Origin of the sequence: Billgrantia endophytica (assembly GCF_002879615.1) — a bacterium.
Classification (GTDB): Bacteria; Pseudomonadota; Gammaproteobacteria; order Pseudomonadales; family Halomonadaceae; genus Halomonas; species Halomonas endophytica.
On the sequence record NZ_PNRF01000039.1, the window covers coordinates 1 to 20,524 of the forward strand.

At 58.2% G+C, this 20,524-nt stretch carries 21 protein-coding genes and 2 pseudogenes; 4 read left to right on the forward strand and 19 right to left on the reverse strand.

Features of this window, described 5'->3' with window-relative positions; all coding sequences use genetic code 11:
• A partial coding sequence (locus C1H69_RS18990; protein ID WP_102651734.1) for a transposase occupies positions 1-724 on the forward strand: 724 nt, incomplete at its 5' end.
• On the opposite strand, the gene C1H69_RS24270 is transcribed toward C1H69_RS18990, so the two are convergent.
• The 6 genes and pseudogenes from C1H69_RS24270 to C1H69_RS19015 all read right to left on the reverse strand — a co-directional run bounded on the left by C1H69_RS24270 (position 721) and on the right by C1H69_RS19015 (position 5,252).
• Complete coding sequence (locus tag C1H69_RS24270; protein WP_240610010.1) at positions 721-1,116, reverse strand: hypothetical protein; 396 nt, start codon at positions 1,114-1,116, stop codon at positions 721-723. The two genes, C1H69_RS18990 and C1H69_RS24270, sit on opposite strands and share 4 nt — an antisense overlap.
• Positions 1,117-1,161: 45 nt before the next feature.
• A pseudogene (locus C1H69_RS24275) lies at positions 1,162-1,404 on the reverse strand (DUF3726 domain-containing protein); the annotation flags it as partial.
• Positions 1,405-1,443: 39 nt separating this feature from the next.
• Positions 1,444-2,964, reverse strand: coding sequence for a tripartite tricarboxylate transporter permease (locus tag C1H69_RS19000; RefSeq protein WP_102654964.1), 1,521 nt, complete (start codon positions 2,962-2,964; stop codon positions 1,444-1,446).
• Positions 2,965-3,005: 41 nt separating this feature from the next.
• The gene (locus C1H69_RS19005) at positions 3,006-3,434 is read right to left on the reverse strand and encodes a tripartite tricarboxylate transporter TctB family protein (protein ID WP_102654965.1); all 429 of its coding nucleotides are present in this window, start codon (positions 3,432-3,434) and stop codon (positions 3,006-3,008) included.
• A 10-nt stretch (positions 3,435-3,444) separates the two neighbouring features.
• Positions 3,445-4,410: a Bug family tripartite tricarboxylate transporter substrate binding protein gene (locus C1H69_RS19010; protein WP_102654966.1), complete on the reverse strand. Its 966-nt coding sequence runs from the start codon at positions 4,408-4,410 to the stop codon at positions 3,445-3,447.
• Positions 4,411-4,568: 158 nt separating this feature from the next.
• The gene (locus C1H69_RS19015; RefSeq protein ID WP_102654967.1) at positions 4,569-5,252 is read right to left on the reverse strand and encodes a GntR family transcriptional regulator; all 684 of its coding nucleotides are present in this window, start codon (positions 5,250-5,252) and stop codon (positions 4,569-4,571) included.
• A gap of 388 nt (positions 5,253-5,640) precedes the next feature.
• Here C1H69_RS19015 and C1H69_RS19020 point away from each other — a divergent pair, with 388 nt between their 5' ends.
• The 3 genes from C1H69_RS19020 (at position 5,641) to C1H69_RS19030 (ending at position 8,618) form a co-directional block, all read left to right on the forward strand.
• Positions 5,641-6,750 carry a mandelate racemase/muconate lactonizing enzyme family protein gene (locus tag C1H69_RS19020; protein ID WP_102654968.1) on the forward strand — a complete coding sequence of 370 codons (1,110 nt, stop codon included), beginning with the start codon at positions 5,641-5,643 and terminating at the stop codon, positions 6,748-6,750.
• Positions 6,751-6,792: 42 nt separating this feature from the next.
• A complete protein-coding gene (locus tag C1H69_RS19025) occupies positions 6,793-7,659 on the forward strand; it encodes a TauD/TfdA dioxygenase family protein (RefSeq protein WP_205738550.1) in 867 nt (288 codons plus the stop codon).
• A gap of 113 nt (positions 7,660-7,772) precedes the next feature.
• Positions 7,773-8,618, forward strand: coding sequence for a fumarylacetoacetate hydrolase family protein (locus C1H69_RS19030; protein ID WP_102654970.1), 846 nt, complete (start codon positions 7,773-7,775; stop codon positions 8,616-8,618).
• A gap of 45 nt (positions 8,619-8,663) precedes the next feature.
• Here C1H69_RS19030 and C1H69_RS24650 read toward each other — a convergent pair.
• From C1H69_RS24650 to C1H69_RS19095, 13 genes and pseudogenes are all read right to left on the reverse strand, one after another.
• Positions 8,664-8,866: pseudogene (locus tag C1H69_RS24650) on the reverse strand (ISL3 family transposase); the annotation flags it as partial.
• A gap of 206 nt (positions 8,867-9,072) precedes the next feature.
• Complete coding sequence (locus tag C1H69_RS19040; protein WP_102655005.1) at positions 9,073-10,278, reverse strand: alpha-hydroxy acid oxidase; 1,206 nt, start codon at positions 10,276-10,278, stop codon at positions 9,073-9,075.
• A gap of 54 nt (positions 10,279-10,332) precedes the next feature.
• A complete protein-coding gene (locus C1H69_RS19045; RefSeq protein WP_102654972.1) occupies positions 10,333-11,256 on the reverse strand; it encodes an NADP-dependent oxidoreductase in 924 nt (307 codons plus the stop codon).
• 15 nt (positions 11,257-11,271) lie between these two features.
• The gene (locus tag C1H69_RS19050; RefSeq protein ID WP_102654973.1) at positions 11,272-12,273 is read right to left on the reverse strand and encodes a zinc-dependent alcohol dehydrogenase family protein; all 1,002 of its coding nucleotides are present in this window, start codon (positions 12,271-12,273) and stop codon (positions 11,272-11,274) included.
• A 55-nt stretch (positions 12,274-12,328) separates the two neighbouring features.
• Positions 12,329-13,069, reverse strand: coding sequence for an SDR family oxidoreductase (locus tag C1H69_RS19055; RefSeq protein WP_102655006.1), 741 nt, complete (start codon positions 13,067-13,069; stop codon positions 12,329-12,331).
• Positions 13,070-13,092: 23 nt separating this feature from the next.
• Complete coding sequence (locus C1H69_RS19060; RefSeq protein ID WP_165789536.1) at positions 13,093-14,031, reverse strand: LysR family transcriptional regulator; 939 nt, start codon at positions 14,029-14,031, stop codon at positions 13,093-13,095.
• Positions 14,032-14,063: 32 nt separating this feature from the next.
• Positions 14,064-14,663: a flavin reductase family protein gene (locus C1H69_RS19065; protein WP_102654975.1), complete on the reverse strand. Its 600-nt coding sequence runs from the start codon at positions 14,661-14,663 to the stop codon at positions 14,064-14,066.
• A 38-nt stretch (positions 14,664-14,701) separates the two neighbouring features.
• Positions 14,702-15,610 (reverse strand): TauD/TfdA dioxygenase family protein, encoded by a 909-nt coding sequence (locus tag C1H69_RS19070; RefSeq protein WP_102655007.1) that lies wholly within the window; start codon positions 15,608-15,610, stop codon positions 14,702-14,704.
• Between the two features lie 139 nt (positions 15,611-15,749).
• Entirely contained in the window at positions 15,750-16,673 is a 924-nt protein-coding gene (locus C1H69_RS19075) for a fumarylacetoacetate hydrolase family protein (protein ID WP_102654976.1), read from the reverse strand.
• A 36-nt stretch (positions 16,674-16,709) separates the two neighbouring features.
• Positions 16,710-18,011 (reverse strand): TRAP transporter large permease, encoded by a 1,302-nt coding sequence (locus C1H69_RS19080; protein WP_102654977.1) that lies wholly within the window; start codon positions 18,009-18,011, stop codon positions 16,710-16,712.
• 33 nt (positions 18,012-18,044) lie between these two features.
• Complete coding sequence (locus tag C1H69_RS19085; RefSeq protein ID WP_102654978.1) at positions 18,045-18,560, reverse strand: TRAP transporter small permease; 516 nt, start codon at positions 18,558-18,560, stop codon at positions 18,045-18,047.
• A 29-nt stretch (positions 18,561-18,589) separates the two neighbouring features.
• The gene (locus C1H69_RS19090; protein ID WP_165789537.1) at positions 18,590-19,606 is read right to left on the reverse strand and encodes a TRAP transporter substrate-binding protein; all 1,017 of its coding nucleotides are present in this window, start codon (positions 19,604-19,606) and stop codon (positions 18,590-18,592) included.
• 75 nt (positions 19,607-19,681) lie between these two features.
• Positions 19,682-20,296 carry a glutathione S-transferase N-terminal domain-containing protein gene (locus C1H69_RS19095; protein WP_102654980.1) on the reverse strand — a complete coding sequence of 205 codons (615 nt, stop codon included), beginning with the start codon at positions 20,294-20,296 and terminating at the stop codon, positions 19,682-19,684.
• Positions 20,297-20,524: the final 228 nt, after the last annotated feature.

The window sequence follows — 20,524 nt, forward strand, 5'->3', positions numbered from 1 at the left end:
TCCTGCGCAGGTACGTGACTTCTCTCGTAGCCTGGGGGTACGCGGCAAAACGGACAAGAAGGACAGCGTGGTGTTGGCACGGTATGGCGCAACTCAACAGCCTGAATGCTGGCAGCCAGAGCCTGAGGAAGTGCGCAAGCTCAAGGCGCTGGCGGCGCGACTCGATGCAATGGACAAAGACATTCACCGTGAGCGAAACCGGCGGGAAAAAGCCGAGTTCATCATGGCAACCGATATTCTCCGCTCGATTGATGACATCCTGCTGGCATTGACGCGCGAGCGGGATCGCCTCCAGCAACAGATCGATGATCATCTCGATCAGCACCCTGGCTTAAAGCGGGACCGGGTCTTGTTGCAAACGATCCCGGGGGTTGGTCCCGCCGTGTCACTCAGGTTGTTGGCGATGCTACGTAGCCGCGCGTTCCAGAGCGCTCGGCAGGCTGCTGCTTTTGCGGGACTTGTGCCCGTTAGTTGGGAGTCGGGTAGTTCCGTGCGCATGCGGCCCCGTCTTTCGAAAGCTGGCAACCCGAAGCTGCGCCAGAGCCTGTACATGGCGGCCGTCGTAGGGCTGAGGCGAAACCCAGATATCTCGGCGCTCTACCGGCGGCTGACAGGAAACGGCAAGAGCACAATGGCGGCCTTGGGGGCGGCGATGCGGAAGCTAATCCACATCGCCTATGGCATCCTCAAGACCCAAACCGAATATCGGTCGCAAACCACCTAATGGGTTGTTTGTGACTGGTTAGGAGAGATGGTATCTAAGATAATAGACTGATGGATTAGCCTGCTCCAGTAACCGTGCGGCAGGGTGGAAAAAACAAGGCTGTTGGGGGTAGCGTCAGCTCGCGACCGGGGGTGGTGGGCCAGCAAGTCAAGGTCATGATCAGCACCAATTGACGGCAATAGCTCCACATGGTCGGCCATCACCAGAGTGATGCCGTCGTTGGGCTCATTCTCTTCAGGCACCTCACGCACCAAGTAGACGCGAACCTCCGGTGCGGCATGACCCGCACGGAAGCCGATTACCTGCTCGGTGAGTGGATCCTGAGCATTGCGCCAGTATGCAGTAATGTTCATGCCGCGTCCGGCCAGCCGCGAGAGATACCCCATGATCATGTGGCAGTGGCGGATCTTGACTACCGAGAGCCCGCGAGCGCGAGCCTAGGCGAAGCCGAGCTCGGTGGCCAGGCTGATACTGCGTAGTACGCTATGCCCCTGACCGTCGAGCACCGCCAAATCACCGTCCTGGTAGATCACCTTGGGCAGCGCATTCGGGTCCTCCTCGAGAAGGTAGCCGAGGCCCCGGCTCAACTGTTCGATACCATGCAGGCCGTGGCACTGCATCCAGGTGACCATGTCGGCGCCATCGGCAGCATCGCCATCCTCGAAACCGATACCGCTGAACGCTTTTCGGCACGGTTGCTCCGCTCCGAGTGAGACTCATCATCTCTGTCCCGCCGCTTTCGATGTGCGACGGCCGGCAAGCTGTACCCTGGCGGCACGAACCAGCGGAGCCAGGAAGGTCACTACCGTGATGGCCAGGATCACCGCCGTGATCGGGCGCTCGACGAAGACCCACATACCGCTGTTGGAGGCAATCAACCCGCGACGGAAGTTCTCCTCGATCAGAGCCCCCAGCACGATGGCCAGAACGATGGGCACGACGGAGAGGCCGGCCCGGCGTAACAGGAAGCCGAAGATACCAAGCCCGATGGCCACATAAACATCGAAGACATTGTTGCGAACACTGAAGGCGCCCACCACGGAGAGAGTGAGAATCGTCATGACAATGAATGGCTTGGGTAACTGCACTAGGCGAACCCAGAAACTGACGCCAAAGATACCGAAGCCCAGCATGAAGATATTGGCAATTACCAGCGCCAGGAAGATAAAGTAGACTAGCGCAGGGTTCTCCACGAACAAGCTGGGTCCTGGAGTGACACCATGCAGCATCATCGCCCCAAGCAACACCGCCGCGGTGGCGGAACCGGGAATACCGAAGGCCAGAAGCGGCACAAGGGCTGAACTCACCGTGCCATTGTTACTCGACTCAGCCGCCGCCAGACCCTCTTCCGATCCCTTGCCGAACTCATCAGGATGGCGGGAGAAACGCCGTGCCTCATTGTAGCCAATCCAGTTGGCTGCTGCTGCACCGGCGGCAGGAATGGCACCCAGAATAGCACCAACGATCGAGCCAATGGCCGTGGCACGACCGATCTTTCGTAGCAACCCCCACCCCATCGAGTAAGCAAAGAATTTTGGCTTGTGAACGGTGGCATTTCGATCAGTTTTTTCTGATATAAGTGACAGGGCCTCGGAGATTGCAAAAAGGCCCACCAGCGCGGGAATGTAGGGTACACCTTCGATCAGGTTCATGTTCCCGAAAGTAAAGCGCGGATAGCCTGTGAAAGGGTCAATGCCGATAGTGGTGATCAGAAGCCCGAAAATGGCCAGGATGAACCCGCTGAGAAACATCCCATGGACCAGGCTGGCGATGATGGCCACTCCCAGCAACCCTAGTGCAAAGTACTCTGGGGCGCCGAAATTGAGGGCGAATTCTGCTAGCGGTACGGCGAGAAACACGAGCGCTACGGTACCGAAAATGCCTCCGATCACAGATGCGGTGATCGAGATGCTCAGTGCACGATCAAGCTTGCCAGCCTTGGACATCGGAAAACCGTCAAGGACGGTGGCGGCAGAGGCCGGCGTACCGGGTACACCGATGGTGATGGCGGTAATGGACCCTGCATAGGTGGCTGCCGTGTAGAGCCCGAGGAGTGCACCGATAGCGACCTCCATGGGCAGGGCAAAGGTGGCCGAAACCAGCAGGGCAGTTCCCGAAGTGGCATCCAGGCCCGGTGTGACGCCAAAGGACATGCCGATCATCACGCCAATCAGCACCCCAAGCAGAATAGTAGGCTGTGCAAGGATTTCGGCACCTGCCATTAAGCCGTCAATTATCATGAAACCTCCCGATGAGGAGATATCCCCGCTGGACCCGCCTGTCAGAGGCGAGAAAGTGGGATGCTGAGGAGTTGGTCAAACAGTGCCCATAGCACGACCGACATGGCCAGGCTAAAGATACCGTTGACCACCAGGCGCCGTGAGCCGATGACCCACAAGCCGGTATAGAGCGCTACCGGCAGGACGTAGAACAAACCGAAGCGGCTCGATGCCCACACCGCACTTCCCATGCCCAAGGCAAACAGAAACGCTAGCCCGACATCACCTAGAGGGACCTTCTTGGCACGCCCCCAAGAGATCACGGTATCCACCACGATCAGCGTCATCATCACGATGGCCAGCCATATGGGGAACATGGCAGGGCCTATATCATCGGCTGACAAAGGCCTAGGAAATGCCTGCGTCATCCAGATGAATAGAGCCCCCATCGCGAAGAGGCAGATATAGATGATGTGGACCAGCGGAACCATCACAGCGCCCTCACTCGTTATCTTCTATCATGCCGAGTTGAATCAGAACTTCTCGATCCGATTCCGCTTGGGCTTCTAGCAGGGCTGTAAACTCCTCTCGCGGCATTCTTCCTGACAGCGTGGATGTCTCCTCAAGGTATTCCTGGAACCCTTCGCTCTGCACGGCTTGATCCATGATGTCGTAGAGAGCATCGACGATCTCGTCCGGGGTATCTCCATGCACAAAGTTTCCACGCCAGTGATAACGCGTTAGATCAATCCCCTCATCGGCAAAGGTCGGAATATCTGGATAGGCATCAAGGCGCTCTTCGGAAGTGTGCGCTAGAACCTGGGTGCGATCCTTGAAACGTCCGTAAATGGCGATGTTGCTCATGGCCGCCTCAAGATCGCCGGACATCACATCGGCCACTGCATCGGCACCACTACTGTATTGCACCCAACGAACGTCTACTCCTGCTTCATCAGCCATAGCTAACGTGGCTAACTGGTGTGGGGAACCAGTGCCAAAACCGCCAATTCGAAACTGGCCTCCCCGTTCACGCATATCTTCAAGAAGATCGTCTAGACTTGAGTAAGCACCATCACGTTGTACGTACAAGGCAAAGGGGTCAAGTTGAACACGATAGAGAGGCGTAAAGTCCCGCCAGTCATGAGCTGCGCCAGGAAGCTGAAGAATGGCGGTTATGCCAGTGCCATCTGTATGAATAGTGTAACCATCAGCAGGCTGGCTCTTTAGGTATGACATTGCAACCTGACCACTTCCCCCAGGTCGGCCCTCTACGACAACCGGCACACCAGCAATTGCTTCCATATGCTGAGCCAGGTTTCTCATCATCACGTCAACAGGAGCTCCGGGACTTGACGTATGTACGACTCTGATTGGCTGATCGGGAAAATCGGCCAAGACGGGGGAGACCAGAGCCAGCGATGTAGCCCCGACCACGGATGCTCCAAAGAGCTGATTGAGTTTTAGCATGGTGTACTCCGATTCAAGGTTTTGTATTTGTTAATTTTATTTGCTTTTTTCGTTCTGTTTCTACCAACCTCCTCCCCGGGCTCTTTAGTGGTTTCTATAGAGACTACTTCACGGAGCCAATTTAGCACCAACGCAGATATCAGCTCATCAAGGCTATATCAATCTTCAATCAGTGCGGTGCGTGATACCGCTTCTGCGGTCCTATTGAAATGCTCGCCGATGAGTGTGCATGCCGTTTCACTGTCACGGGCTAGCGTGGCGGTCATGATAGCCTTATGTTCCTCCGGTACTGGCCTGTCGCTGTTCTTCATCGACAGCGCGATGCGACGATAGCGCTCGCTCTGGTCGAACAGATTCTGACGATGGGCCTGCAGCCAACGCGAGTCACAAGCGGACACCAATGACGTATGAAACTCCTTGTGACGCACTTCCCACTCCTCACCAGGCGATGCCAGGAGTAGGCGGCTATCCAGCTTCGAAAGCCGATAGAAAGCCGCCATGATGCCTGCCTCCCAGGCATCGTCACCCTTATCGATTGACTCCTTGAGGGCATGACATTCGAGCAGGGTGCGCATTTTCGTGATATCGAACAGTTCGGAACGCGACACCCTGCCCACACGAAACCCGCGGCGCCCCTCCGCATGCACCAGCCCGTCTCCAGTAAGGCGAGACAGCGCCTCACGAATCGGGCTTGCCCCTGTGCCATAAAGGCCTTTCAGGTGCTCGACACGCAGCTTGAAGCCTGGCTTGAGCTTGCCATTGAGGATGTCCATACGCAGTGCGGCATAAGCTTGGTCGGTAAGCGTGACCGCTGTCTGTGTCAGGGTGCTGATTGAGCCCATGAGCCAGTCAAACCTTCTCGGTAGCATTAATCTATCGATAATATTGCATCAACTCGACAAATTTTCAAGCCTGTCTAGTAGACTATTTCGCCATGAGTCTCGCGTTTCGCTTAGAAGACCAGCTTCATGAGGCGAGACGATCAACGACAATTAATTGTTTTATAAGGATTAAAAAGAACACTGCGGGTGGAGACTGATTCAGCATGAAGCTTCGGAAGCATTATCGATAAAAACAATTTTATCGACAAAGTTGACTATCAGCGATAGGATTTTTAAACTGTGAAAAACTGCGCATCGCCGCATCCATGGACGGTCTGTTTCCATCCGGCTCCAGTGCGATGTGTCCGAACAGGAATTCATCCGGGTCCTGCCCAGGAGAGGAGAAACGATGACAGCGATACAGGGAGGCGAGTATGAAAGCGCACGAGATGTGCGGGCTGCACGAGCATACTGGTTACGGGTACCCCTCAAGGTGCCCTACGAAAACGCACTCTGCCGGCTCGAAAGTTTCGATGTCATGGTGATCCAGCTCGTCGATGGTGAAGGTCGTGTCGGCTGGGGGGAAGCCTGCCCCGTAACCGGTTACTCTCCAGAAACACCGGAACAGGCATGGCGCTGGATAGGCGAACAACTCCCCAGAATCGTCGGCGCTCACCCCAGGAGGTGGCATGCGCTACTCGATGCCTCACTGGCGAAATATCCATTCGTGGTATCAGCGATCCACGAAGGGTTGTCCGACCTCACCAGGAGTCCACTGTTGCACCGTGACGACCCTCCATCGGTGAGGCTGCTGGGCACGGTGAATACCCTTGACAAGCAGGTGGCCCCCGATGCGGCCCTCCAGCTCCTGGATCGCGGCTATACCACCCTCAAGGTCAAGGTCGGCTACGATCCGCGTGAAGACTCCGAGCGAGTCTGTCGCATTGCCGAAGCGGTGGCGGGCGAGGCACAACTGCGCCTAGATGCCAACCAAGGATACAGCCTGGAGGATGCCATCGGCTTCGCCCGGCGTGTTCCCGCAGATGCTGTGGAGGTGTTCGAACAACCGGTGCCCGCCGACCGCTGGGACCAGTTGGAAGCCATTGGGCGCCTGAAACTGCTCCCGCTGATGCTCGATGAATCGATCTACGACGACTCGGACATCCGCCGTGCCGCCACCTTCGATGGAGTAACAGCCGTCAAGCTCAAGATGAGCAAGTCAGGCGGCCCCCGCGGCCTGGCTGACCAGGTCGCGCTTTGCCGGTCTCTCGGACTCAATGTGGTCGTCGGCAATGGTGTCGCGAGTGATCTGGGCTGCTTTCACGAGGCGGTCTGTTATGGGCAGTTGGGTCTCGACACGGCTGCCGAGATGAACGGCTTTCTGAAGACAACCAGCAGCCTACTCGATACACCGCTGTCAATGAACCAGGACAGCCTCGAGCTGCCGAACCCACGAACAGTAGCCGTCGATGAACAGCGACTGCTTTCCTTATCCATTGAAACTCGCGAGTTTCCATAACTCGAAAGCTAACCCGCTACTAAAAGGTGTCCTATGACAACGATGAACACTGTGATCGTGACCCCCTCGGGTGCTGCTCTTGGAGCGGACATCACCGGCGTCGACCTTTCTCGACCGCTTACCGATGAACAGGTGGCGACCATTGTCGATGCCTGGCACCAGAACCTCGTGCTACGCATTCGTAACCAGTCACTCTCCGATGCGGACCTGATCCGGTTCAGTAAGCATTTCGGCGATCTTGATCTGGCGCCGATCTCGAGCTCCGGCAAGCGTGAAATCCCCGAGCATCCCGAGATCGTGGTGATCTCCAATGTGAAGGAGGGCGGCCATCCCATCGGCAGCCTCGGCAATGCCGAAGCCGAGTGGCATACTGACATGTCCTATGTAGAGATGCCGCCCAAGATGAGCTGCCTCTATTCACTGGAAGTGCCCGAGGAGGGTGGCAATACCAGCTTCCTGAATATGTATTCTGCCTATGAGGCACTGCCGGATCACCTGAAACAGGCCATCACCGGCAAGCGCTGCAAGCACGACATCAGCAGAAACAGTGCCGGCGAAGTACGCAAGGGATTCGAGGCGTACGCCAATGAACCCGATCCGCGCAAGATCCCCGGCACCTACCACCCCTTGATGTGCTCCCACCCCAAGACCGGCAGGAAGTGCCTGTATCTCGGCCGAAGGGGCAATGCCCACATCGAAGACTTGGGTGTCGAGGAGAGTGAAGCATTGCTCGACCAGTTATGGGCACATGCGATAAAGCCCGATTTCCGTTGGGACCATGTGTGGCGGGTAGGTGACCTGATTCTCTGGGATAACCGCTGCACCATGCATCGCCGCGACGCCTTCGACGACTGTTCGCGCCGCATCATGCACCGCACCCAAGTAAAAGGCGAGACCCGTCCGGCATGAATCTTGGCCCGCCAGCAGCGCTGGCGGGCCCTGTCAACAAGCACCTGGGCAAGTCCATGCCGTCATGGCCACCCGTGTGTCCTTAACTCAGATATGAACCTCAGGAGGAAGCCATGCGACTGCTACGCTTTGGCCAGCTCGGTAGCGAAAAGCCCGGGTTGCTGGACGCCGACAACACGATTCGAGACCTGTCAGGCATCATCGATGACATCACCCCCGCCAACCTATCGGACGAGGTACTCCAGCGGCTCGGGCAGCTTGACCCAGCGAGTTTGCCCATTGTCGAAGGTACTCAGCGCCTGGGGCCCTGCGTATCCGGCACCGGCAAGTATCTGTGCGTGGGCCTGAACTATTCGGACCACGCCGAGGAGTCGGGCATGACGCCCCCACCCGAACCGATCCTGTTCATGAAGGCCACCAGCGCCATCGTTGGGCCGAATGATGATGTGGTCCTACCACGTCGTTCCGAAAAGAGTGACTGGGAAGTGGAACTGGGGATCGTCATCGGCAGCGAGACGAAATATGTCTCCGAGCAGGATGCCATCGATCATATCGCCGGCTACTGCGTGCTCAATGACCTTTCCGAGCGTACCTTCCAGTTAGAACGTTCTGGCCAATGGGTCAAGGGCAAGTCGGCGGATACCTTCGGCCCCGTGGGCCCCTACCTGGTGACCCGTGACGAAGTGCCAGAACCCAACAATCTGCATCTCTGGCTCGAGGTCGATGGCAAGCGGTACCAGGATGGGACGACAGCGAACATGATCTTCAAGGTGCCCTACCTGGTGAGTTATATCAGCCAGTTCATGACATTGATGCCCGGCGACATCATCGCCACCGGTACCCCGGCAGGTGTCGGCATGGGCCAGTCACCCCAGGTATATCTGCGGGAAGGGAATATGATGCGACTGGGGATTGAAGGGCTGGGTGAGCAGGCCCAGCGCATTGTGACTCCTCGCTGACCAACAACCAGCCGGCATGATCATCATCGCAACACAGACTTGCCTCAGATGCCGCCAGGTCTTGTCGGCGAAGTCATGGGCCGGGCAGGCCTTGCCGCACTCCGGGCATGGGTAGAGGCTGCCTCGCTCGGCCTCAACATAGAGATCCAGGCGGTGGGGCGACACGGGGAGGTATCCAGGTGCTGGTCCTTGAGGATCCAGGGCGCTTGCAGGCCCAGGCCGAGGGTCAGAACCTGGGTGCCATCCATGCCATGCCTCCTGTTCATGTGGAGGTCATATCCTGACCCAGCTCAGGGGGCGAATTCCACACCCAACGACGAAGAGTCCGTTAAATCGTCTCATGCGCGAGTCCGACCAAAGTAACTCATTTACACCGTGTAAACTCCGTCTTTTTGACTCGCGACATCCATGTCGCTCGCGGTCTATGCTAACGCTCCCTAGGCCTAACGGCAGGTCACAAGCCAGGAACCGGCACTCTACCGCCGAGGCCATATTCGGCACCGTCCGGCTCCTGGCGCTCGAACAAAAGCTCCCGCGAAATCTCGTCGACGCTGCGCACCCCGCACAGTTGCATGCTGCGCTGGAGTTCATCCCGCAGTATAGCCAAGGCCTGTGCGGCTCCACGCTGCCCATCGGCAACCGCTCCCCATAACGTAGCGCGCCCTGCCAATACCCCTTGAGCCCCCAGAGCCCGGGCTTTGAGGATATCAACTCCACGGCGCACTCCACCATCCACCAGAACGGGGACTCTTCCCTCGACGGCACTCACCACCCCCGGCAATATATCCAGGGTTGCGGCCGCGCCATCCAGTTGGCGCCCCCCATGGTTGGATACCACTATTCCATCGCAACCCATGGCAGCCAAGCGAGCGGCATCATCCGCCCGCATGACACCCTTGACGATCAGCTTATGCGGCCACTCGTCACGCAAGCTTTTCAGGGAATCCCAGTCGAAAGAGGGGTCGTAACTCCTGCCCACCGATGAGGCGAGTTTCGTGGTACTGGCGGAAGGAGCCTCCAGACCTTTGAGATTCTCCATCACCGGTACCCCGTAGCGCAGCATTCTCATCGCCCAAACGGGACGGCTGGCAAAGTCGAGCAAGTTCCGTGATGTGTAGCGAAAGGGAAACGACAGGTGATTGCGGAAATCCCGCTCACGCTTCCCTCCCACCGGCAGGTCCACCGTAATCATCAAAGCCTCGTAGCCAGCGCTCTTGGCCCGGAATATCAGCGAACTCAGCAGTTCCTTGTCCTTGAGGATATAAGCTTGAAACCACAACCTCCCGGATGCAGCATCGGCGATCTGCTCGATGGAAGCGGTGGCGGAAGTGGAAAGTGTGTAAGGCACCCCCGCTTCGACGGCGGCCCGTGCGATATCGACATCGCCACCATGCCGGCCGAAGCCCACGGCTCCGGTGGGAGCCACCACCAGTGGCAACGCAGAGCGTCCACCCACGATGTCGGTGTCGAGCCCCACCTCGGCAACGTTTACCAGACACCTTGGCGCAAGCTTGACCCTGCCAAAGGCCGAGCGATTATCGGCCAGAGTCAGCTCGTCTTCGGCTCCTCCATCGAAAAAGTCGAATATTGCCTTAGGCAAGCGACGCTGAGCGGCTTGCCTCAGCCCCTCGATACTATGAATCCTTCGGGAGTCAAACATGGAAAACCTCAAAACCACTCGTGGCCAAGAATCGAAAAACCGTTTCTTCATCATTCATCTCACGCGCAGAACCAGTTTTCCCCGCAAATGGCGGGATTCGCTCACTTCATGCGCCCTGGCGGCCTCCTCCAGTCGATAAACGGTAATCTCGGGAATCTTGACCGCTCCGACCTCAACCAGATGCAATATGCGCTGCAAATGCTTGGTGTCCCTCGCCACCTGCGGCCTCAGTGAAATCACATCATCCCGTCCAGGCTCTGGTGCTGTAGGACCGGAAGCGATGAAGGCTGCCCTCCCCCCCGGCTTCAGCACGGAGAAAGAGCGCCCGGCCACGTCTCCTCCCACGGTATCCAGAACGGCATCGCACTCGCTCACGCATGAGGAAAAATCCTGGCTTCGGTAGTCGATCACCTCATCGGCACCCAGCGCTTTCAGATAGGCATGATTGGATGAGCTGGCCGTGGTAATGACATACGCTCCCAGGTGCTTGGCCAGCTGGATGGCGATACTGCCCACGCCACCCGCCCCGCCCTGAATGAGTATCTTCTCCCCGCTCCGCAGCGCCAGCGTCTCTTCGATGCTGACGATGGCCGTCAACCCGATGAGAGCCATTGCGGCCGCCTCCTCGTGCGTCAGCCAATCAGGCTTCAAGGTCACGTTCCTGCGATTGATGGCAACCTTTTCCGCATAAGCGCCATCATCGGCCGTTTCGCACACGCCAAACACGGGGAAGCCGATCAAGCGCTCGTCGACTCCGGCCCCGACGGCCTCCACGACCCCGGAGAAATCGCGCCCCAGCACATAGGGATAGTCGCGTATTTCCTTGTATTTCCCCGCGCGTATCCGCCAGTCCACGCCGTTGACACTGGCGGCGTGCACATCGACGAGTAGCTCTCCTGGCCCAGCCAGGGGGCTTACAAGGTCGCCATACCGCAGGACCTCCGGTCCTCCCGTTTGCTCAAAATAAGCCGCTTTCATAGGAATCCCCAGTCATCACGGAAAGGAAATCACCACTTTTCCCACATGGTGTCCGGTCCTCAGGTGCTCGTAGGCCCTTTCCGCCTCCCGGAATTCGTAGGTCCTGTCCATGACGGGGCGGATGCCATGCCAGTCAATGGCCCGGTTCATGGCCTCGAAATGTGTCCGAGAACCGACATAAAGGCCACGCAGTGTCACGTTTCGTCGGCGTGCCCGCGTGGGGTCGATCAGGCCCTTGGCCTGGGCGCCGATCAGATGCACCATGCCCCCATTGCGGGTCGCCTCTATCGAACGCCCCACGTTTTCGCCCCCCACGACCTCCACTACGTGATCGACCCCGGTGCCGCCGGTCAACTCCAGGACCCGCTCGTGCCATTCCCGGTGCGTGGAGTAATTGATAGTGTCATTCGCTCCCAGCCTGTCGAGAGTGGCCAGCTTCTCCTCGCTGGAGCTCGTCGCCACGACACGTGCCCCCGCCAGCTTGGCGAACTGCAGAGCGAACAGGGAGACGCCCCCGGTGCCAAGGATCAGCACCGCATCGCCCGGCTGGATCGGCCGGTTGCCAAAGAGAGCATTCCAGGCGGTGACGCCGGCACAGGGTAGCGTGCAGCCTTCCTGGAAAGAGAGATGAGACGGCAGCTCCACCAGTCCGTGCTGGTCGAACACGGCGTACTCCCGCAACACGCCGTGGCACCCTCCCCCCAGCGCGGAGCCGGCATAAGACTCCTCATACTCCCCCGCGATCCACTGCTGGACGAAAGTCGCCGCCACGCGATCTCCGGGGGACACTCTGGTCACGTCGTCGCCCACCTCTACCACCTCCCCCGCGCCATCGGATAGAGGCACCAGGTTCTCGGGGGTCTTGCCCAGGGCATAGCGCCCCGATGCGACCAGAAGATCGCGGTGGTTCAACGCCGCGGCATGCATCCTGACCAGCACCTGGCCAGGCCCCGGGCGGGGTGCCTCCGCCTGGTACCGAATGAGCCCACCACTATCGCCAACTGCGTAATAGTGCATGTTTCTCTCCTGATTCGATCCGCCTGCCCCGATTCGTTCCCGCCGCACTCGACGACTAACGTCCTCCACCCACGCGCAATACACTGCCCGCCACATAGGAGGCGGCACCGGATACCAGCCACATCACCGCTTCGGCGATCTCCTCCGGCCTGGCCATGCGCCGCAGCGGAATCGTCTCGATCAGCGCATCCCGGTCGGAATGCGCGTGAATGTCGGTATCGGTAACGCCCGGCGAGACAGCATTGACCCGGATGCCTTCTGCGCCGACCTCTCGCGCCAGACCCAGGGTGAAGGCCTCGACGGCGGCCTTTGAGGCTGCGTACCACACATAGGAGTGCGCCGCGCCATGCCCCGCCGCTCCCGACGAAAGGTTGACGATGCCGCCGCCCTTGCCGCCGTGCTGGGTGGAGAGACGCGACACCGCCTGTCTGCAGCATTCCATCAGGCCGAACACGTTGACGTCGAATACCTGGCGAACGGTGCCGGGGTCGCAGCTCATGAAGTCTCCTCGCGCCCCAGTGATGCCGGCATTGTTCACCACACCGGACAGTTCACCGCGCTGCTCATCGACGAGTGCGAACAGCCTCGATGCCGCGTTGCTCTCCGCCATATCGACGCACAGTGCCAGCGCCGAGCCGCCCATGGCCTCGATTTCCTCGACCAGGGAGTTCGCGGCACAGGCATCGCTGTGATAGGAAAAGATCACCGCATAGCCCCGCTCCGCCCCCAGGCGGCACACGGCACGGCCGATTCCACGCCCGCCTCCGGTGACCAGCAGTATCGGTTTGGAAGACATTTCCCCCTCCGAAGCAATAACCATCAAGAAATGCCCAAGTTCCTGCTCTCCCGCTCCACCACCGCCATCAGTAATCGCAGAAACGCCTTCGGCCCCGGAGCGAGAGCCTCGCCTCGTCGCGTGACCTTGCCGATCGTGCGTGCCAGGCGCTTGCCCCGGAATGGCACGGCAGTCAGCCCCATCGCGCTCAACATGCCGAGGTCCACCGCCGGCATCACCGCGCCTCCGAATCCCGCCGCCGCCAGGGCATATAGGGTCGGGTAATGTACCGCCTCGTACTTGGGATAAATTGAGATCCCCTCCGCCCGGATGGCGTCCTCCAGTACCGCCCGCGCCGTTGTTCCCTCGGCCGAACAGATCACGTTGAGGTTCGCCAGATCCTTCAGGCGCGCGAAGCCCCGAATGGCGATGGGATGATCCATGCGCACGATCAGGGAGAACTCCTGATCGAAGATGGGATCGAAGCTCAGCTCATCGATGACCGGGCGATAAGGGCCTATGCCAAAATCCACGTTGCCGTTACGGATGGACTCGAACATCTGTGGCGCCAGATCCTCCCTCAACATCACGCGGATACCAGGATGCTCCACCTCAAATTCCGCCAGCACTCTGGGCACCAGGCTGACTGCGATGGTCGGGGAAAAGGATGCCACCACCTGCCCTGTCAACAGGCCGGCATGGGCATGGATGTCGCGCACCAGGCGCTCCGACTCCGCCATCAGCCGCTTGCCCCGCTCTAGCAGTTCGGCTCCCGCCGTGGTCAAACGTACTTGTCGGGTGGAGCGAATGAACAGCTTGACACCCAACGACTCCTCCATCTGGTTGATATGCGCGGTCACCGCCGGCTGAGAGCGCCCGACGATCTCCCCGGCGCGACGGAAGCTCAAGGTCTCCGCAACGGCGATGAACACATCCAGGCGGCGGAACAGGGTAAGGGCAAGCTTTTCCGGTTGTGGCAGCATCTCGGCCTCGCTCTCGCATCTTGGTCTTGGGATCATTCACCCGGCCTGAGTAGCTCGAACACTTCCCGCACGGCCACGTAATCTCTGTAGCCGCAACGTGCCAGAGCTTGCGCCGCAGCGGTATCAAACCTTCCCTCGCACAAGAAAGCATCATCGATATGGACGCCCACCACTTGTCCAACGATCAGATGTCGATCCAACGCCCTTCCCTCCAAGTCGTGGAGTTCGATGCAATCCACCACGCGGCACTCAAGCGCCGCCGGGGAACCGGCAACCCTCGGCGGGCGCACGCTGTCGGAGGGTATGAAATCGAGTCCCGCGAACTCGAATTCGCTCTCACCATGGGGAAGAGTAGCGGCGCTGTCGTTCATCGCCCGGGCCAAAGGCAGAGTGGCAAGATTGAAGACGAACTCCCGCGTGATCCTGGCGTTGCGCGGGGTATCCTTCATGCCCTCGCTGCTGAAACCGACCATGGGCGGGTGGCTCGATAGCGCGTTGAAGAAGCTGTAGGGCGCCAGGTTGGGCTGCCCCTCCTCGTTCACGGTGGATATCCAGCCGATCGGCCGGGGCGCGACGATGGCTTTGAACGGGTCGTGGGGCAAACCATGCCCCGCCTGAGGCTCATAGAACATGCACTTCTCCCTGGTGCTTGATTCGACGCTTACGCCGCTTACCTCGGCATCCTGTCCGCACCCACGGCCTTGGCTTGGGGCGAGTCGAAAATCCAGTCGGCCATCACCTGACAGCGCTTTATCAGCCTGGGCTCATCCGGGCCATAATCGGCCACGGCATTGTGCAGCGTTCCAATGTTTTCCCACATCAATACGTCGTTCTCGTTCCACACATGGGTGTACTGGTACTTGGGATTGAGCTGGTGAGCGAAGAGGAATTCCAGCATTTCCTCGCTCTCCTTCTCCGGCCATCCGTTGATCTTTACGGTATAGCCGGGATTGGCGTACAACACCTTTTTCCCCGTGATCGGATGGGTGAGGAATACGGGATGGGACACCGGCGGCTTGGCCTTCCGCTGCTCCGGCGTCAGCGGAGGGCGAGTGCTGCCCTTTTCCCGTCTCATCATCTCCCAAAATTTGTTGAAATCGTGAACGGCCGTAGCATCCTTCAACTTCTCACGCACGTCCCCGGGCAGATCGTCATAGGCCGCGTGCATGTTGAGGAAACTGGTGCACCCCAGGGCCTGCCCGTTCCGGCGAGGCACCTTGATGGCGTAAAGCACGTTGGCAAAGGCTATTGTGCTGCTGTAGGACATATCGGTATGCCAATCCTGTCCTGCATCGGCGATGCCAATGGGCTTTCCATTCTCCACGATGTTGGAAAGAATCATCACTTCCGGATGCGCCGGCTCCTGGAAGCTATTGGCCACGTTGATCTCCAGGCTGCCGAAGCGGCTGCTGAAGTGCTTAAGCGATACGGCATCCAGTTTCTGCCGTGAAAAACATACGACCCCATAATCGCCAAGCAATTTCAGGACAACATCGAACTCTTCCTGGCTCAATGTCTTGGACAAATCCATCCCTTCGACTTTAACACCAAGAGTTTGATCGCTAGGTATCACTTTCATACTAGGCATTACACTCTCCTTTATAGAATAAGTCCTTATAACCTCTCAGTACCCCCTCGAATCACGGAACCACCAAACAAGCACCCTGACCATTTGGGTCGTCTTTAACCCGTCTATAGAGGAAAACATCTCATTCATGTCAGATTTTTTTATTTACAACAGAGTTTTCCAATATTCCGATATTCGGTATCTCCATGCGAATTTCATCTCCGCACTTCAGATAAACCGGTGGATTTCTAAAACACCCCACTCCGGAAGGAGTCCCGGTAGTCACGATATCCCCCGGCTCCAGAGTCATAAATCGGCTAATATAGGAAAGCAGGTAAGGCACCGGGAATATCATGTCCCTGACATACCCTTTCTGCATTGGCTGCCTGTTCACCCAGCAGCGCAGCTCCACGCTCTCAAGATCCGGCATGACATCTGCAGTGACCATGACCGGCCCCATAGGGGAAAAGCCGTCCATGCTCTTGGCAAATGAGGTCTGCGGAGGCTCGACGTCGAATTGAAACTCCCTGGCGGAGACATCATTGACGATGGTGTATCCGGCCACATGCGAAAGCGCGCATTTCACATCGACATCACTCATTTCCTTGCCGATGACCACCCCCAGCTCCACTTCCCAATCCATCTTCCTCACCTGGGGGGGGCAAGGGATCGTGTCTCCTGGCCCGATGACGGAGGAGCTAGCCTTGAGAAAGAGCCTAGGCTCCTCCTGAGCACTCAGCCCTCCCTCTCCGGCATGGGAGGCGTAGTTTCGTCCTATACCCACAATCTTTCCTGGCCGTTGGATAGGGGCCTTGACTCGTATGTCCCGCATGAGGAAATCAGCCTGCTTCGCTTCCTCTACCGTTTTCCTCAGCAGGGAGAAGTCGCCATTCAAAAGCCTGAGTAACGCCAGCATGCCAATGGGCTCTCCCGGCTCACTCCCTGACCACGAGCCGCGTCCTCTCTTCTCTTCCACGTATCCTTGCAAACGGCCGCTAACGTCTATTCCTTCGCCTTCCCAAAAGACAGCGCCTACACGCTCTTCGCTATCCTTGACATAAGTGAACAGTTTCATACCTCACCTCTTGAAAAACTCTCGATCCCCGGCAACTCATCCCAGCAGATCCGGCAGGAACAGTGTCATGGCCGGAAAAGAGATGATCAGCGCCAGAACCACCAGGTCGATCACGAGGAACAGCGACACTCCCGCGAAACCTTTCTTTGTGCTCACTCCCGTGGAACCGGAAGCGATATAGACATTCAGCCCGAGGGGAGGAGACACCAGTCCGATCTCCGCCGTCTTCACGATCACGACTCCAAGCCATATTCCGTCGAATCCCAGCCCCGTCATGACGGCATAAGTGATGGGAACGGTCAGTACGATGATCGCGAATTGGTCCATGAACATGCCAAGGACAAGGTACACTGCCACAACCAGCAACAGCACCACGTAGGGCGACAAACCAGCCGTGGCTATCCACTCGATCATCGCGGTAGTGATGTGGGTGTAAGCCATGAAGTAGCCAAACAGCAGCGCACCGAAGATGATCGTGACGATCATCGAGGTAGTGCGCAGTGTCTTGCCCACGGCCGCCGTAAAGGATCCCCATGTCATTCGCCGGAGAATCAGGCTGATAACCAGCGCCCCGAAGGCCCCGAGTGCGCCGACCTCGGTCGGAGTAGCGATTCCGGAATAGAGCGCTCCCAGCACAATAACCACCAGGATAACTACGGGCCACACACGGCCAGACTGGCGAAGCTCGGCGCCGTCAATTCTGCCCCGTTCCTCCAGCGCCTTGGGGTCGGGTGCCAGGTGCGGCCAGAGACGTACGGCGATGGCAATGGTGATGATATAGCCAAGTGCCGTCAGAATTCCGGGTATGAGTCCGGCCATGAACAGGCGTCCGATGGACTCCTCGGTGATGATCCCGTACACGACGAAGGCAATGGAGGGTGGAATCATGATCGCCAGCGTACCGGCGATCGCTATGGTGCCGATGGAGAATCCTTCGTCATATCCCAGCGCTTTCATCGTGGGAAATGCCGCACTGGAAATAGAGGCGACCGAGGCGGTACTACTACCAGATGCGGCGGCCAGGATGGAACCAGCGAGTACGCAGGCCATCGCCAGGCCCCCCTTCACCTTTTTTAACAGGCGATTACACGCAATCATCAAGTCCTTGGCGATGCCACTGGCACCGAGAAATTCGGCCATCAGCACGAACATGGGAATGGTGAGCAGCACATAATTCGAGGCCGTATGGTGCACCACCTGCCCTAGCAAGCCGGCGAGCGTACTGAGGTTCGTGATCATGATCAGGCTAATGACGCCGGCCAGGCCCAGGGCGAACCCCACCGGAACCCCCACCACGATCAGCAGCAATAGCAATCCGATTCCAACGAAAATATCCATTTAGCTCTACCCTTTGGAAAGCCCTGGGAGCGGTCAGTGCGAGGCACCAATGGGGCGCAGGCGTGGTGCCGTTGCATCGAGCAGCAGGCGCAAGGCCAGCAGGCCGCAGCCGATGGGCACCCATATCCACGACCAGGCCACTGGCCAGTCGATGACCCCCATGATGACCTGATCCCTAGTCCAGGCCCGGTGAAATACCAGAGCGGCATGCCAGGCAAGTGCAGCCATGTACAGGGAAGAAGCCAGCAGTCCAATCCGAATCAAGGACGCCACGCACCTTTGTGGCAACTTGTCCATCAACAGCCTGATCTGAATGGCCCCCCCCGTCCGGTAGCCCCAGGAAAGCCCGAGCATGGTCAGCGCAACGAGCAAGTAGTACTGGGTCAAATGCAGTTGGAAGGTGAGAGGCCAGGCGAACAGGTGACGCAGAAGGGCATCGAAAGTCACCAGCAACATGGTGATCAACGCCGCGCACCCGGCCACGATAGCCGCCAAGTTCTCCGTCCAAACCAGCACATCGTCCATTCTCTTATGTACGATAGACAGCATGCCTCTCACCTCTCCGTGTTCCTGAAGCGCTATTGATCGGCCAGGGCCGCCGCATACTCATCGAACACCTGTTGCGCGGGGTGACCGCGACGTTCCAGGCGCTGCACCCAACTCTCACTCACGGCCTCAAGGCGCTCGTTGAGTTCCTCCAGGGCCTCCGGAGAGAACTCGTAGATATCGATACCACTTTCGGCAAATTCCTGTGACAACAGCTCCACTTCATCGTCCAGGTAGTGCGCCATATCCTCCTGTACCCGGTCGCCACACTCCAGAAAGGCTTGCTGCAACTCATCGGACAATGCTTCGAAATCACCCAGACGCATGGCGAATACATTGGAGAAGGTACCGAACTCGCCATTACGGCTCATGCTGGACATGATTTCATCGAGGCTAAAGGGCTTGATGCTGGCGAATCCAGAGATGGTGCCATCGGCGGTTCCGCGCTCCAGCGCCACGTAAGTGTCCCCGATGGGAATCTCCGCAGGAGAGGCACCGAGCTCCGATATGGCCAGGTTCATCGCACCTCCCGCCGATCTCACCACCTTGCCGCGGAAGTCATCGACGCTCTCGATCTTGTCACCCATGGAAACCATCTGGTAAGGGGGATAGACAGAGACGAACAACGGCATGATGTCGTGGGAAACAAACTCATCGGCCAGCACACCGTTCCTCACGGCTTCCGAATAGGCAGCGACGATTTCCTTGGAAGAACTGCCCAGGCCCGGCAGCATGGAGACACCATTGAGAGGCAGCTCATCGCTGACATAGCCAATGGGAATGATGACCACGTCGGCAATCCGGCTCTGCAGAGCCCGGAACAATTCCGGCGTACTCGAAATCTGTCCACTGGGATAATAGTCGAAATCTACTTCGCCTTCCGACTCCTCCCTGACACACTCCATCCAGGGTTCGGCCCCCTGGCGAGACAGCATGTGACCCTCGGGGCTGCCATGGACGAAAGAGAAGCTTTGGGCCTGAGCCGCTGCCGCGTTGGCAATAGCGAACAGCCCGATACAGATCGGCGAGAACAGATGCTTCATTTTCATTGCTTGGCACTCCATTAGAGAATATTGTTATATCTGCCAAAAACGCAGATGCTGAAAGGCACGACCAGCGCGTGCTCAAGAGACTTCAAGGGGAAGCCCGGGACGGGTGACTCGCATGGACTCCCGGCGATCGAAATCCTGAAACCAGGATGCCAAGCGCTCGCGGCCACTCAGCCACTCCTGCTCTTCATGCCGGAACATGAGCCAGGCCAAGGTGCACGCCACGCAGATGGAACCCAGGTCGACCCGGTCGTCGTACTCCGGCAACAATCGTTCCAGGGCATCCACGCCACGTTGCGCAGTCGCCAATTGCTTGGCGATCCAGGTGGCGGATCGTTCGTTCTCCGGGCGCATGTCTTCCAGGCGCACCGCCATGCCGGCGTCCAGAATGCCGTCGCCCAGTGCCACCAAGGTCCGGACTCGCCAGCGTCGCGACGCATCCTTTGGCAACAGAGCGCCATCCACCAATTCATTGAGGTATTCGCCGATGACGGGGGAGTCGTAAATCGTGCTCCCATAGGCGAGGGATAGGGCCGGAATCTTTCCCAGGGGATTGACGTCCCAGAACCCCGTGGAGGGGTCTCGCGGGTCGGTTTCCACCATCTCGATGCGTTGAGCAATGCCAAGCTCGTGAATGGCCACGCGCACTTTTCGCGCATAGGGGGAGTTGATCGAAAGATAGAGTCTCATCGGCGGCTCCACATAGTCTCTTGTTCTTATACGGCCAGCCTGGAGGCTGCCCTTTATTGATCTAGATCAAATTCCAGGAGAAGAAATTGATTGAATATTGATCTGGATCAGATCCTAGGACACCGATTGATAAAATACAAAACGATTTATCAGATTAAATAATCAGATTTTCTGATCAATATTTCTGCAGCCCAAAGGGAGTGCCCCGTCAAGTGGGGTAACAGCGGT